Here is a 14,307-nt window from a genome sequence, read left to right as displayed (position 1 = left end):
CGCTTCACTCCTTGCGACTTAACAGCTCGAATAACTTGTTACGCAATGCTTGCAACTGCTCGTCAATGGTTACGACAATGCGCCCATGATTCGTTTCAATATAACATTCCGTGTCTTCAAACTCTTCGATAACAAAGATGAGTAAAGGTACATCTGGTGGAAACATCTCTGCTAATTCATCACGTTTCTCTGTTACTACTTCATAATATTTTGGGGCTACATAAATTTTTATTTCTTTCATTTCGCGTGCTTCTTTCAAGGCGCGCTTGACTAGTGGTACGAAATAATTTTCGTCTTGCGCTAAACTCGTACCCATAATATGCTCTGCTACTTCTAATGCAAGAGACAAAATCACTTGCTCTTGTGCCTCTACATAAGCACTGGCGTTACTTTGTGCATGAGATACGACTTGATTTGCTTGGGTAAGCGCTTCTTGCATAGCAGCTTCTGCTTTATGCATACCTTCTTCGTATCCCTGTGCAAAACCTTCCTCATAAGCTTGTTGCACGTGCTGAGGTCGCTCTTCTTCCCAAGCTTGACGTAGCTGTTCAACTTCTTCTAAAAGTTGCATGCGCTCCTCAGTAAAAGCTTCTTGCTCCTGGTGAAGTGTCGCTCTTGCTTCTGCTAATAATTTATCTCGTTCATGATAAACATCTGCAAGCGTTAGTGACTCACCTTCACTCATTTCAGGTAGCGCTTGCTCTTCAAATATACGTTGAATCTTAATCTCACGTGCTTCATCTTCCTGCGGTTGCACATGTACTGACCTTATAATTCTAGACAATGACGTCATCGCCTCCACCGCGAGCAATAATAATCTCACCAGCATCTTCTAAGCGTCGAATTGTACCTACAATGCGTGTTTGTGCTTCCTCTACATCACGCAATCGTACAGGTCCCATAATTTCCATTTCTTCTCTAAATGTTTCAGCCATACGTTGTGACATATTGCCAAATAAGATTTCTTTTACTTCTTCACTTGAAACTTTCAGTGATAATAGTAAATCTTCATTTTCACAATCACGAATTACACGTTGGATTGAACGATTATCGAGTGTAACGATATCTTCAAATACAAACATGCGTTTCTTAATCTCTTCAGCAAGTTCTGGGTCTTGAATTTCAAGCGCATCGAGAATCGTTTTTTCTGTTTGACGATCTACACCGTTTAATACTTCAACAACTGCATCTACGCCGCCCGTTTCTGTGTAGTCTTGCGTCACGGTAGACGATAGCTTACGTTCAAGCACCGATTCAATTTCACTAATTACTTCAGGTGACGTTGAGTCCATTAACGCGATACGTTTAGCGATATCCGCTTGTACTTCTTGCGGTAATGAAGATAAAATCACACCTGCTTGCTCAGGCTCTAAGTACGATAAAATTAACGCAATCGTCTGTGGGTGTTCGTTTTGAATAAAGTTAAAGATTTGAGAAGGATCAGCGCGACGTGCAAAATCAAATGGACGCACTTGTAAAGAAGACGTCAAACGATTAATAATCGTCTGCGCCTGTTCTTCACCTAATGCCTTCTCAAGAACGGTCTTGGCATAGCCTATACCGCCTTGTGAAATATAGTCTTGCGCTAGCGCAATATTATGAAACTCTTCAATGATTTCTTCTTTCACGCCTGGCTCTACACGTTTAACACTAGATATTTCAAGTGTTAAACGTTCAATTTCTTCTTCATCTAAATGTTTATATACCGCAGCAGACACTTCAGGTCCCATTGAAATCAAAAGGAGTGCTGCTTTTTGTCTACCTGTTAATTCTTTGTCCTTCGTTTTAGACATTTAAGGAAACCTCCTAGTTACTCGTCTGCAATCCAGCTTCGCAGTAGTTTAGCAAAGTCTTCAGGTTTTTCTTTGGCCATCTTTTCAAGCTGTTTACGGCGCAATGTTGCTTCTGTTTCGACTTCGTCTTCTAAGTCGTCCACAACAAGTTCTTCTTGTTCCTCAAAAATAAGCTCTTCTTCTTCCTGCTGTGCTTTTTTGCGCGAGCGTAGGATGAAGAATACGAGTAATAAAATAACAGCTAATAATATACCACCAACTACCCATGCCCACCACGGAATGATTGGTTTCTCGTTCTCTGCAAAATCAACTTTACCTTGCATTTCTTGAACGGTTAACGTCACTTTATCTTGCAACGCTTCCTCTGTTAATTCGCCAGCAGCAGCTTTATCAAGAGACGTACGTACGACTGTAGCTAAAATAGCCTCAATATCATCACGCACTTGCGGCTCTAAAGAATTCGCATCATCTGGCGTAGGCGGCTCAATAATTACTTGAATGCCTAAGTCGCGAATACGATAAGGTGCTTCTTCAATATCTCTTCGGATGCGGTTAACGTCATTATTAATCGTTTCTTCAATACGTTCGTACTCACCGTCACCGAATGCGCCCTCTTGATAATTGATTAAATTATCCGTCGGTTGTCCTGCTTCCGGTGTGCCTGTTGCATTAGCGCCTGTTCCCGTATAGTTTTCTGTAATACGCTGAACGCTAATCTTTAGCCCTTCCATATTTTCTTCATCGACAGGTTCAACATACTCCCCTGTTTCATTTACTTTATTAAAATCAATATCTGACGTTACAACGACCGCTACTTTTTCAGGACCCATTAATGTTCCTAACATCGCGTGCACACGGTTTTGTAAATCCGTTTCGATTTTCTTCTTCGTATCTAGCTGTGTGGCGATAAGGTCACCGCCGCTAGCTTTTGGTGTAATTGAAAAATCCTCTAAGTATTGGTTAGTAATACGAATGTTTTCAGGTTTTAAATTAGGTACACTTTTTTCGACAATGCGATACATCGTCGCAATTTGTTCATCTGTAAATTGCTGTCCTGGTGCTGTATTGAGCGTAATCGCTGCTTGAGTCTCATTCGTCTCTAACGCTGGTTTTACAAATACATCTTGCTTCGGCAGCGTCAGCATAACATTAGCTCCTTTAACACCGTCAAATACCATCAGCAAGTTACGCAGTTCATTTTGCGTAGCTGCTAACTTCTTCACTTGGAACTCATTATCCGTAACACCAAAACCAGTATTACCGATGGAGTCATAGCTAATTAAACCTGTCTGCGGGTAGCCTTCTGCGGCTAATTGTACTAATAACTGATCCACTTGCTCTTGTGGCACTAAAATAGATGTCCCACCAGGACCTATTTCATAAGGTGTAGCTTGGGCATCTAAAGCTTCTTTAATCCCGCCAATTTCAGCGGTTGATAAATCTTTATAGAGTGGCACAAAATTAGTTCTTGTGGCATAAAAAGTGATGACGGCGGCAAGTAAAAGCACACTAACTACTCCGCCTATCATGACACCTTTTTGCCGCTTACTACGACTTTGCCAAAAGGCTTTCGCGTCGTCTTTTATTTTAGTTAGTCGTTCATCCATTACGAATCCTCCGGTTATAGTGAATGCTCCAACAATGAATAACTCGCGATAACCGTGTAATTAGACACTCATACGCATTATTTCTTGGTAGGCTTCTATCACTTTATTACGAACTTCAATCGTGGCATTTAACGTTACACTTGCTTTTTGCGACGCTATCATAACATCGTGTAACTCTACATTACCACCGTTGATTAATCGATTAGTCATTGCATCTGACGTGATTTGTTGTGCGTTCACATTGGCAATCGCATCTTTTAAAGTTGCTGCAAAATTTTGTTGAGCCTCGTAAGGCTGAGTATGTAGGGTAGGCTTAACTGGTTGTTGTATTGTAGTAGGCCCCATCATAGATACAGAATTAACTGGCATATGTATTCACTCCCTTTTATTTACCTATTTCTAGTGCTTTTGACAACATATTTTTATTGGCATTAAATACGGTAATATTCGCTTCGTATGAACGAGTAGCTGATATTAAGTCTACCATTTCTTTCAAAGGGTCTACATTAGACATTTGCACATACCCTTCTGCATCTGCATCAGGATGTGTTGGATTATACACTAGTTTAAACGGTGTTTCATTATCTTCTTTAATGCGAGTTACCTTAACACCATTTCCCTCAGCGCCTTTAATTTGCTTACCCATTGCGACATTCAAAAAATTAGAAAATTTGCCTTCAGCCGCGGACATCGTTACCGTTTTTCTGCGATAAGGTTCCCACTCGCCATTTACTTGCTTAGCACGTGTGACATCCATACCTGCCATATTAGAAGAAATAACGTCCATTCTAAGTCGTTGCGCCGTTAAGGCCGAGGCTGTTGTATTCATTCCATGAAATATCGTCATCGTTACTTACCTCCTTTGATTACGGTATTGAGTGTTCTAAATTTACCATTTAATCGCTCGATTAAGGCATTGTTATAAATTACGTTTTCAGCTAACTCCGCTTGTTGCTTATCCATATCCACACCATTACCGTTACTACGATAACGCAGATTGGTATAACTATAAACCCCTGGCGTAGTTTTGTTGAAAGTAAAGTCAATATGGCGCTCATCCGTACGATTAGCGTGTAGTACGGCTTGCTTTTGTTGTTCTAACATACGTTTAAAACTAACGTCTTTCGCTTTATAATTGGGCGTATCCACATTGGCAATATTTTGTGCAATTACCTTTTGTTTCGTCGAAGCATACGTTAACCCCCGCTCAATCGATTGGATCGTACCTCCAAACAAGTTCATCATTTTCACCCCTATTACGTTTACTACAGTTTTCAGTCGATTATATCTTCTATACTCTAATTGTAATTAAGTTATGCTGTAGTGTCTATTACACATTTTTTAGAATGGTTAGGTTATTGTAACTACTTTTAGGTGTTTGTCCTTATATACAATTATGTTTTGAGCTTTATTGCAATTGCTATTATACAATGTTTTTTTGAATAAACCTTAATTCTATCAGCATTCTTCACATATATGTATTTTTGTCCACAGCCTTTACTCCTACACTAATGAGTCTAAAGTTTTATTTTACTGTTTCTACGTTTTTTATTCATAATTTCGTCAAAAATAAGATATTTTACGAAAAAATAGACTCCATACGAGTGTATGGAATCTATTTTGCACACCGTTACTTCATTTTAACTTCTGCAAGCGCTGCTAAAAACTTATCATTCAGCACTTTAATATATGTGCCTTTCATGCCTAAAGAACGTGATTCAATTACACCAGCACTTTCAAGTTTACGTAAAGCATTAACAATTACAGAGCGTGTAATGCCTACGCGGTCAGCAATTTTAGAAGCTACAAGCAAGCCTTCTGTACCATCTAGTTCTTCAAAAATATGGTCAATTGCTTCTAGTTCACTAAACGATAGTGAGTTGATTGCCATTTGTACGACAGCTTTGCTACGTGCTTCTTCTTCAATTTCTTCTGCTTTTTCACGCAAAATTTCCATACCAACTACAGTAGCACCATATTCTGCTAAAATCAAATCCTCATCACCAAATTGCTCGAAAAGACGCGCTAAAATTAATGTACCTAAGCGCTCACCACCACCAATGATTGGTACGATAGTCGTTAAGCCATTAGCAAATAGCTCGCGGTTTTCAATCGGGAAAGCAGAGTGCACATTATCAATATCTAAATTTGAAGAAGTTTCGGTAATGTTAAACAAGTTATTCGTATATTCCTCTGGGAATTGACGTTCTTCAAACATTTTTTTCATACGCTCATTTTCAATCTGCTGATGGATAGAGATGCCTAATAACTTACCTTTACGGCTTACGATGTAAACGTTACTATCAATCGTATCTCCTAAAATATCTGCCATCTCTTTAAAGTTCACCGGCTTACCTGCAGATGCTTGTAACATTGAGTTAATTGTACGTGTTTTTGCTAATAAATCCATTTGTATAGTTCCTCCTAAATTAGTCATTCGCTATTTTCTTAATATTCTAAAGGTTTTTTCAAGTTAGCGAAACTAATTCCTCTTAAAATCATAAAATAAATTGTGATAAGTCTTTATCGCCTACAATTTTGCCGAGCTTTCCGTCGACATAAGCGGGCGTAATTTCAATATGAGCGGGTGCAATTTCAGAAGCTTCAAAAGATACCTCTTCAAGCAGTCGCTCTAAAATCGTATGCAAGCGGCGTGCGCCGATATTATCGGTCTCTTGATTTACTTCAATCGCAATTTCAGCAATGCGCTCAATCGCATCATCGGTAAATGCAAGTGTGACACCTTCTGTCGCCAGCAATGCTTCATACTGCGTTAACAGCGACTGATCCGGCTCTTTCAAGATGCGTATAAAATCATCTTTTGTTAGTTTTTCTAGCTCTACTCGAATTGGTAAACGCCCTTGAAGCTCTGGGATTAAGTCTGAAGGCTTAGACATATGGAATGCCCCCGCACCAATAAAGAGCATGTAGTCTGTTTTTACAGGACCATATTTTGTCGTAACAGTCGACCCTTCAATAATCGGTAAAATATCACGTTGTACCCCTTCGCGTGACACATCTGCTGAGGAGCTACCATTAGAACGGCTCGCAATTTTATCAATCTCATCAATAAATATGATACCTGTTTGCTCAGCGCGCACTACCGCTTCTTGTGTTAGCTCATCACTATCAATAAGCTTTGCTGCTTCTTCTTGTGTTAACACACGGCGTGCATCTTTTACTTTAAGACGGCGTTTCTTCATTTGCTTAGGCATTAAACTCGAAAGCATGTCTTGCATACCAGGGTTATTATTCATACCAGCCCCCTGTAACGCATCGAACATCGCCATGTTTTGCTCTTCAACTTTAATCGTTACCATCTCTTCTTCAAGCTTCATCGCTTGTAAATCAATGGCAACTTGCGCGCGCTTTGAACGTACCGTTGTATCCTCTTCTTCATCAGGCTCACTTGTAGCTTGACCACCAAACAACATCTCAAATGGATTTTGCGTTGCTTGCTTTCGCTTTTGTGTTGGCACAAGTAGTTTTACTAAACGCTCATTTGCTAATTGCTCCGCCTGTGCTTGTACTTCCTGCATAAGCTCTTCTTTAACAAGACGATGCGAAGCCTCTACTAAATCACGCACCATCGATTCAACATCACGACCAACATAACCTACCTCAGTAAATTTAGTAGCCTCCACTTTAATGAAAGGTGCTTGTGTCAACTTAGCAATACGACGCGCAATTTCTGTTTTCCCTACACCTGTTGGACCGATCATTAAAATATTTTTCGGTACTACTTCAGCTTGAAGTGCTTCGGGTAATTGCGAACGGCGATAGCGGTTACGTAAAGCAATGGCAACCGCACGTTTCGCTTCATCTTGGCCTACAATATAACGACTTAATTGCTCTGTGATTTGTCTTGGAGTTAACGTGTTTTTTGTCATTTATAACGCCTCCACAATAATTTGATGATTCGTAAACACACAAATATCAGCTGCAGTTGTTAATGCTGCCTCTGCAATTTGCTTAGCTGTTAATGTATCTCCTGCGTATTTCTTTAATGCTCGGCCTGCTGAAAGTGCGTAGTTCCCACCAGAGCCAATTGCTAAAATACCATCATCTGGCTCAATAACTTCGCCTGTACCAGACACAAGAAGTAACGTCGATTTGTCCATTACTAGTAACATCGCTTCAAGTTGACGTAACATCTTATCACCGCGCCACTGTTTAGCAACTTCTACAGCAGCTCGTTGTAAATTACCATCATATTCATTTAACTTCGCCTCAAACATCTCAAACAATGTAAATGCATCCGCTACTGAACCAGCGAAACCTGCTAGCACTTTACCGTTAAACAGACGTCTGACCTTACGCGCGGTATGCTTCATTACTACAGCGTTTCCGAGCGTCACTTGTCCATCACCTGCCATAGCACATGCGCCATTGTGATGAATCGCAAAAATTGTGGTTGCATGAATTTGTCCCATTTCAATACCTCCAGTTACGCCCTTGGATGAGCGTTCATATATGTTTTTCGTAAATGCTCCGTTGTCACATGGGTGTAAATTTGCGTTGATGACAAACTACTATGCCCTAAAAGTTCTTGAACCGTACGCAAGTCTGCACCGTTGTTAATCAAGTGCGTTGCAAAGGTGTGGCGTAGCATATGCGGATGAATTTTACTATGCAGGGTAGCTTGCTCCATAAGAGCGGTTAGCACATAACGTACACCCCGTGCAGTTAGCGCTCCCCCGCGCATGTTTACAAATACATAGGGATGATTTGTTGACTTCATAAGTCGCTCACGCCCATTCGCAATATAGTACGCTAATGCTTCTTTGGCATAAACGCCAAAGGGAACAATACGTTGCTTACGCCCTTTACCTGTTACTCGTATGATACTGTATGTGAAATCAATATCTTCTAACGTAAGCGCGGTTAGTTCACTCACTCGAATACCCGTTGCATAGAGTAGCTCTAATAAAGCTAAATCGCGCTGTGATTTTTTATCCTTGCCATGTGCCACTTCAAAAAGCTTAGCCAACTCTTGCTCATAAAAAAACTGCGGTAATCGTTGCTCTTTTTTAGGGTGATAGAGCAAATGAAATGCACTGTCATCCACATCATACGTTTTATTTAAAAAACGGAAAAATGAGCGAATCGCTGAAATGCGTCGTGATACCGTAGTACGTGCTAATTTTTTATCGTAAAGTTGCGTAATATAAAGTCTTGCTACAGGATACGTTACTTGCGACCAAGACATAATTGCTTCTGCTTGTAAAAATGAAAAGAAATCTTGTAAATCTGCTTGATACTCTGAAATGGTATGCGGAGAAAAGTTTTTTTCGACAGTAATATATAAAACAAATTGCGCCATTGCTTCATTTGTTGAAATATTCACAGCCATGCTCACCATCCCAACTTTGTTGTATTGCTCCAGCTTTTGAAACACACAAGGAAACTCTATACCTATTAGGCGAATTGTGCAAGTAAAAAGATAATTTGATCTTTTTTTAATTGCAATTCCTTGTAAACTATGTCCAAAAAGTAACGCAACACATGAAAAAGCTACATAATCGCAAGCGACTATGCAGCTATCGTTTTAAATTATAGTAGATGCTTTAAAATCTTTCAAGGCTTCTAATGCTCGATTAGCATGCATTTCCGCACGCTCAGGTTTAGAGCGACGACCTGGTGGTAAATCTGGGAAAATCCCAAAGTTTACATTCATCGGTTGGAAATTTTTCGCATGCGCTTCTGTAATATAACGCGCCATACTACCTAATGCTGTCTCACTAGGGAAGACAATTAACGGTTCTTGCTTCGCTAAATGTGCCGCGTTAATCCCCGCTACAAGTCCACTCCCAGCGGACTCGACATACCCTTCGACGCCCGTCATTTGACCAGCTAAAAAGATATGCTTATGTTCACGCATTTGATACGTTTTTTCTAACACTTCTGGTGAGTTAACAAACGTATTGCGGTGCATTACGCCGTAACGTACAATTTCTACATTTTCAAGACCTGGGATCATTTGAACAATTTCCTTTTGTGGCCCCCACTTTAAATGTGTTTGGAAGCCGACAATATTATAAAGTGTGCCCGCTGCGTCGTCTTGACGTAATTGTACAACCGCATATGGACGCTTACCTGTCTTCGGATCCTCTAACCCCACTGGTTTCATTGGACCGAATAACATCGTTTTTTCGCCGCGCGTCGCCATGACTTCAATCGGCATGCATCCTTCAAAATAAATCTCTTTTTCAAACTCTTTAAGTGGTACAACTTCAGCAGCAATCAACGCCTCTCTAAACGCTGTAAACTCTTCCTTTGTCATAGGACAGTTTAAATATGCTGCTTCACCTTTATCATAACGCGATTTTAAATAAACTTTATTCATATCAATGCTATCTTTTTCGATAATTGGTGCAGCTGCATCATAGAAGTATAAATAGTCTTGGCCTGTAAGTGCTTGAATTTCTTTAGCTAACGCTTCTGAAGTTAATGGACCAGTAGCAATAATCGTAATGCCTTCTGGAATTTGTGTAACTTCTTCATGGATAACTTCAACAAGCGGATGGTTTTTCACAGCATCTGTTACATACCCCGCAAATTCATGTCGGTCAACTGCTAATGCCCCACCTGCTGGCACGGCACATTTGTCTGCAGCTTGCATAATCACTGAATTCATTTGACGCATTTCTTCTTTTAACACACCAACAGCGTTCGTTAAACTATTAGCACGTAAAGAGTTAGAGCATACTAACTCCGCAAATTTATCCGTATGATGTGCAGGTGTTTGCTTTACTGGTCGCATCTCGTATAAGCGCACTTGAATACCGCGCTCTGCTAATTGCCAAGCAGCTTCAGAACCTGCTAAACCCGCTCCAATTACATTTACTACTTGTGTCATATTTTCTACCGCACTTTCTTATTGTACTGGTGTTTCTTCGTAGTCACACTCATCGTTCGTACATTTAATTTGAATACCTTTTTTCAACTTTTTCTCTACTAATAGCGACTCACACTTCGGACAAGGACGTGCAATCGGTTTATCCCACGAGACAAATTCACAGGCTGGATATTGGTTACAGCCGTAGAAAATACGGCGTGTTTTACTTTTACGCTCCACAATTTCGCCTGTCTCACAGCTTGGGCATTTTACGCCGATTAACTTTACAATCGCTTTCGTATTACGACATTCTGGGAAATTCGAACAAGCCATAAACTTGCCATAACGCCCTAATTTATAAACCATTGGAGAACCACACTTCTCACAATCCTCACCTGCTGGCTCATCTTTAATTACGACTTTTTCCATCTCTGCATCCGCATGTTCTACGTGTTTTTCGAAGTCTTGATAAAACTCATCAATAACTTCTACCCACTTGCGATTTCCCTCTTCAATTTCGTCTAAATCTCGCTCCATTTGAGCAGTAAATTCAATATCTAAAATATCAGGGAAAAATTCGAGCACTAGCTGATGAACAATTTCACCTAACTCTGTCGGAATAAAACGTTTTGCATCAAGTGTCACATAGCCACGTCGCTGAATCGTATCAAGCGTTGGTGCATAGGTTGATGGTCGCCCTATCCCCAACTCTTCCATCGTTTTTACTAAACGTGCTTCAGAAAAACGCGGTGGTGGTTGGGTAAAGTGTTGCTTCGGCTCTATCGTTTCTGCCTTGACAATATCTCCTTCTACCATCTCCGGTAAGTAAGTTGCCTTCTCTTCTTTTTGATCATCCGAGCCTTCGATGTACACTTTCATAAAACCAGGGAATTTAACTTGCGAACCGTTTGCACGGAACACTACGTCACCTTGTTGCAAGTCTACTGATACCGTGTCTAAGACGGCTGGTGCCATTTGACTAGCGATAAAACGCTCCCAAATTAAACGATAAAGACGCAACTGATCACGACTTAGCACAGCTTTAACCGCTTCAGGTGCACGCATAATGCTCGTTGGTCGAATCGCTTCGTGCGCATCTTGTGAATTCGTTGCTTTTTTAGTTTGGCGTTCTGCTGTTGCAATGAATTCTTCACCGTACTTATCATTAATGTAAGCAACTGCTTCTGTCTTTGCTGTATCAGACACACGTGTCGAATCCGTACGCATATACGTTATTAAGCCGACGATGCCTTCTTTTTTCCCGAGGTCAATACCTTCATATAATTGTTGGGCTAGCATCATCGTTTTTTTCGCACGGAAGTTTAACTTACGTGCTGCTTCTTGCTGTAGTGAAGACGTTGTAAACGAAGGCGCTGCATTACGTTTACGCTCTTTTTTTGTCACGCTCTTTACAGTGAAGTCATTATTTTTCAACTGTTTTAGTACGGCTTGCACTTCTTGTTCATTCGTTAATTTTACTTTTTCTTGTGCTGTACCATAATAAAGTGCATCAAATGCTTTTGCGCCTTTAATAAAGTTAGCGTCAATAGTCCAATACTCTTCTGGAATAAAATTTTTAATTTCATTTTCACGGTCAATAATTAAACGTAAAGCTACGGACTGTACGCGTCCAGCAGACAATCCCTTTTTAACTTTTTTCCATAAAATCGGGCTAATGTTGTACCCCACAAGACGGTCTAGCATACGACGTGCTTGTTGCGCATCTACTAAATCCATATTAATAGGGCGTGGATGTTTAAATGATTCGACAATTGCATCTTTAGTAATTTCATTAAATACGACACGACAATCCGAATCCATATCAATATTAAGCGCGGTAGCTAAATGCCAAGCAATTGCTTCCCCTTCTCTGTCGGGGTCAGCCGCGAGATAAATCTTCTTCGCTTTTTTAGCCGCTGTTTTTAACTCTTGTAAAACAGGGCCTTTCCCACGAATGGTAATGTACTTTGGCGTGTAGTTGTTTTCTGTATCAATGCCCATTTGGCTTCGTGGTAAGTCACGCACATGCCCTACCGACGCTTTTACTTTATACTTCTTGCCTAAATAACGTTCAATTGTTTTTGCTTTTGCGGGTGATTCCACAATTACTAAATAATCTGCCATTTATTTTTCCCCCTTAGTTAGAGGCTTACTATTACTGCTTTTTTAAGTTCACCTGTTGCAAAATGTATAACACATTTCATTTTATTGCAACTCATTTTCTATTTTTCTTTGTAATGCTTCAATAATTTGCTCGCTATTAATGAGCGGAATTGCTCCTTCTGTAATCAAATGATTCGTACCTTCAGAAAGCTTTGAATCAATAGGTCCTGGCACAACAAAAACATCTTTGCCTTCATCTAAAGCAAACTCTGTCGTAATTAATGTGCCGCTTTTTTTCATCGCTTCAGTTACGATAAGCGCATGAGCAAGACCACTCACAATGCGATTGCGCATCGGAAAGTGATGCCTCGCAGGTTTTACATAAGGCGCGTACTCGCTTAACAAAAGATGTTGCTCACTCAGATGCTTGGCTAGTTGCTCATTTTGCCTAGGGTATATATGATAAAACCCACTTCCTAAAACAGCAACTGTTTGCCCTTTATTTTCGATTGTTAGCTTGTGCGCAAGCGTATCCGCTCCTATCGCTAGCCCGCTAATGGTTACAATCTTTTCATCACATAGTCTAGGTAAAATGTGTTGCAAAGCACGCGTTGTATAATCGCTTGCTTGGCGTGAACCTATCACTGCCACTGCAGGACGCGCCAATAAAGAAACGTTACCTTTAGCATACAGTACCGCTGGCGCATCATAAATCGAAAGTAGTCCCTTAGGGTAATTCGGAAAGTAGAAAGGTAATGGTTTTATCGCTTGTTTAGCATAATAAGCTTCGAAGTCTGTTCGATTTACTTCAAGAAATTGCTGTTGAATGTGCAAAGCACGCTTGTCATTTGTACGCAAAGCATGCGCTATTTGTTTAGTTGTTAATTGATGAAATTGCTGTAGCCAGCCCTTGTCAATAAGGTTAGCTGCCGTTTTTACTGTCACTGGGGTAATATAGTGAAGTGCTAATAAGTGTTGCGTTACGGTATCCATAAAAGTTTCCTCCTCAAATACCGCAAACAAAAGAAAAGGTACAGCACACGGCTGTACCTTTCATATTAATGGGTTTTACATTTTTCGTATAGCCCTTTTTCTTTTAATACTTTAATTAATGTCTCACCAATAACAGATGGTGTCTCAGCAACTTCGATTCCTGCTGCGTTCATCGCTTTGATTTTTTCTTTCGCTGTACCTTTACCACCTGCGATAATGGCACCAGCGTGGCCCATACGTTTACCAGGAGGTGCTGTTTGACCACCGATAAAGCCCACTACAGGTTTTGTCATATTGGCTTGAATCCATTCTGCAGCTTCTTCCTCAGCTGTACCGCCAATTTCACCAATCATAACTACTGCATACGTATCCTCATCTTCATTGAATGCCTTTAATGTATCGATGAAGTTTGTACCGTTAACTGGGTCGCCACCAATACCTACAGCTGTTGTTTGGCCAATACCCTCTTGTGTTAATTGATGCACAGCTTCATACGTTAAGGTACCAGAACGTGAAACAACCCCTACATGGCCCTTTGTATGAATATAACCTGGCATAATACCAATTTTACACTCTTCAGCCGTAATAACGCCCGGACAGTTTGGACCGACTAAACGTGTCTTTTTATCTTCCATATAACGCTTAACTTTTACCATATCTAATACTGGAATATGCTCCGTAATACAAATGGTTAATTCCAGTTCAGCATCAACCGCTTCTAAAATTGCATCTGCTGCAAACGGTGCGGGTACATAAATTACTGATACGGTTGCGCCAGTTGCTTTAACCGCTTCTTCTACCGTGTTAAAAACAGGCACGCCTTCAATTTCAAGACCGCCTTTTCCCGGTGTTACACCCGCTACAATTTTCGTGCCATAATCAATCATTTGGCGCGTATGGAATAGCGCTGTTTCGCCCGTAATACCTTGTACAATTACTTTTGTGTCCTTATTAATAAAAACAGCCATCCTAT

14 protein-coding genes are annotated in these 14,307 nt (G+C 40.4%); all 14 read right to left on the bottom strand.

The genetic code is table 11. The features are described 5' to 3' along the window. Positions 1-4 precede the first annotated feature (4 nt). Entirely contained in the window at positions 5-793 is a 789-nt protein-coding gene (gene fliH, locus DDE80_RS00835; protein WP_345788839.1) for a flagellar assembly protein FliH, read from the bottom strand. Then, entirely contained in the window at positions 777-1,793 is a 1,017-nt protein-coding gene (gene fliG / locus DDE80_RS00830; protein ID WP_108305795.1) for a flagellar motor switch protein FliG, read from the bottom strand. Before fliG ends, fliH begins: the two co-directional genes overlap by 17 nt. A 17-nt stretch (positions 1,794-1,810) precedes the next feature. Further along, positions 1,811-3,400, bottom strand: coding sequence for a flagellar basal-body MS-ring/collar protein FliF (gene fliF, locus DDE80_RS00825; protein ID WP_108305794.1), 1,590 nt, complete (start codon positions 3,398-3,400; stop codon positions 1,811-1,813). Between the two features lie 60 nt (positions 3,401-3,460). After that, positions 3,461-3,769 carry a flagellar hook-basal body complex protein FliE gene (gene fliE / locus DDE80_RS00820; RefSeq protein ID WP_108305793.1) on the bottom strand — a complete coding sequence of 103 codons (309 nt, stop codon included), beginning with the start codon at positions 3,767-3,769 and terminating at the stop codon, positions 3,461-3,463. Positions 3,770-3,785: 16 nt separating this feature from the next. Next, complete coding sequence (flgC, locus tag DDE80_RS00815) at positions 3,786-4,247, bottom strand: flagellar basal body rod protein FlgC (RefSeq protein ID WP_108305792.1); 462 nt, start codon at positions 4,245-4,247, stop codon at positions 3,786-3,788. 2 nt (positions 4,248-4,249) lie between these two features. Further along, positions 4,250-4,642: a flagellar basal body rod protein FlgB gene (flgB, locus tag DDE80_RS00810; RefSeq protein WP_108305791.1), complete on the bottom strand. Its 393-nt coding sequence runs from the start codon at positions 4,640-4,642 to the stop codon at positions 4,250-4,252. Positions 4,643-5,030: 388 nt separating this feature from the next. Continuing rightward, positions 5,031-5,810: a GTP-sensing pleiotropic transcriptional regulator CodY gene (codY, locus tag DDE80_RS00805; RefSeq protein WP_108305790.1), complete on the bottom strand. Its 780-nt coding sequence runs from the start codon at positions 5,808-5,810 to the stop codon at positions 5,031-5,033. 88 nt (positions 5,811-5,898) lie between these two features. After that, positions 5,899-7,290 (bottom strand): ATP-dependent protease ATPase subunit HslU, encoded by a 1,392-nt coding sequence (gene hslU / locus DDE80_RS00800; RefSeq protein ID WP_108305789.1) that lies wholly within the window; start codon positions 7,288-7,290, stop codon positions 5,899-5,901. Then, positions 7,291-7,833: an ATP-dependent protease subunit HslV gene (gene hslV, locus DDE80_RS00795; RefSeq protein ID WP_108305788.1), complete on the bottom strand. Its 543-nt coding sequence runs from the start codon at positions 7,831-7,833 to the stop codon at positions 7,291-7,293. A 14-nt stretch (positions 7,834-7,847) separates the two neighbouring features. Next, positions 7,848-8,747, bottom strand: coding sequence for a tyrosine recombinase XerC (gene xerC, locus DDE80_RS00790; protein WP_235612242.1), 900 nt, complete (start codon positions 8,745-8,747; stop codon positions 7,848-7,850). 201 nt (positions 8,748-8,948) lie between these two features. Beyond that, positions 8,949-10,259, bottom strand: coding sequence for an FADH(2)-oxidizing methylenetetrahydrofolate--tRNA-(uracil(54)-C(5))-methyltransferase TrmFO (gene trmFO, locus DDE80_RS00785; RefSeq protein WP_108305786.1), 1,311 nt, complete (start codon positions 10,257-10,259; stop codon positions 8,949-8,951). An 18-nt stretch (positions 10,260-10,277) separates the two neighbouring features. Next, positions 10,278-12,362 carry a type I DNA topoisomerase gene (gene topA / locus DDE80_RS00780; protein WP_108305785.1) on the bottom strand — a complete coding sequence of 695 codons (2,085 nt, stop codon included), beginning with the start codon at positions 12,360-12,362 and terminating at the stop codon, positions 10,278-10,280. An 81-nt stretch (positions 12,363-12,443) separates the two neighbouring features. Then, positions 12,444-13,334: a DNA-processing protein DprA gene (gene dprA / locus DDE80_RS00775; protein ID WP_108305784.1), complete on the bottom strand. Its 891-nt coding sequence runs from the start codon at positions 13,332-13,334 to the stop codon at positions 12,444-12,446. Between the two features lie 65 nt (positions 13,335-13,399). After that, entirely contained in the window at positions 13,400-14,302 is a 903-nt protein-coding gene (sucD, locus tag DDE80_RS00770; RefSeq protein WP_108305783.1) for a succinate--CoA ligase subunit alpha, read from the bottom strand. Between the last annotated feature and the right edge of the window lie 5 nt (positions 14,303-14,307).

This window comes from Metalysinibacillus jejuensis (assembly GCF_003057615.1).
GTDB lineage: Bacteria > Bacillota > Bacilli > Bacillales_A > Planococcaceae > Metalysinibacillus > Metalysinibacillus jejuensis.
The sequence above is the reverse complement of the archived record's forward strand: the minus strand, read 5'-3'. Positions and strand labels throughout refer to the sequence as shown.

What these genes read in the sequence shown, in the direction of transcription:
- fliH (WP_345788839.1), bottom strand. Translation starts at nt 793, where the DNA reads ATGACGTCATTGTCTAGAATTATAAGGTCAGTACATGTGCAACCGCAG.
- fliG (WP_108305795.1), bottom strand. Translation starts at nt 1,793, where the DNA reads ATGTCTAAAACGAAGGACAAAGAATTAACAGGTAGACAAAAAGCAGCA.
- fliF (WP_108305794.1), bottom strand. Translation starts at nt 3,400, where the DNA reads ATGGATGAACGACTAACTAAAATAAAAGACGACGCGAAAGCCTTTTGG.
- fliE (WP_108305793.1), bottom strand. Translation starts at nt 3,769, where the DNA reads ATGCCAGTTAATTCTGTATCTATGATGGGGCCTACTACAATACAACAA.
- flgC (WP_108305792.1), bottom strand. Translation starts at nt 4,247, where the DNA reads ATGACGATATTTCATGGAATGAATACAACAGCCTCGGCCTTAACGGCG.
- flgB (WP_108305791.1), bottom strand. Translation starts at nt 4,642, where the DNA reads ATGAACTTGTTTGGAGGTACGATCCAATCGATTGAGCGGGGGTTAACG.
- codY (WP_108305790.1), bottom strand. Translation starts at nt 5,810, where the DNA reads ATGGATTTATTAGCAAAAACACGTACAATTAACTCAATGTTACAAGCA.
- hslU (WP_108305789.1), bottom strand. Translation starts at nt 7,290, where the DNA reads ATGACAAAAAACACGTTAACTCCAAGACAAATCACAGAGCAATTAAGT.
- hslV (WP_108305788.1), bottom strand. Translation starts at nt 7,833, where the DNA reads ATGGGACAAATTCATGCAACCACAATTTTTGCGATTCATCACAATGGC.
- trmFO (WP_108305786.1), bottom strand. Translation starts at nt 10,259, where the DNA reads ATGACACAAGTAGTAAATGTAATTGGAGCGGGTTTAGCAGGTTCTGAA.
- topA (WP_108305785.1), bottom strand. Translation starts at nt 12,362, where the DNA reads ATGGCAGATTATTTAGTAATTGTGGAATCACCCGCAAAAGCAAAAACA.
- dprA (WP_108305784.1), bottom strand. Translation starts at nt 13,334, where the DNA reads ATGGATACCGTAACGCAACACTTATTAGCACTTCACTATATTACCCCA.
- sucD (WP_108305783.1), bottom strand. Translation starts at nt 14,302, where the DNA reads ATGGCTGTTTTTATTAATAAGGACACAAAAGTAATTGTACAAGGTATT.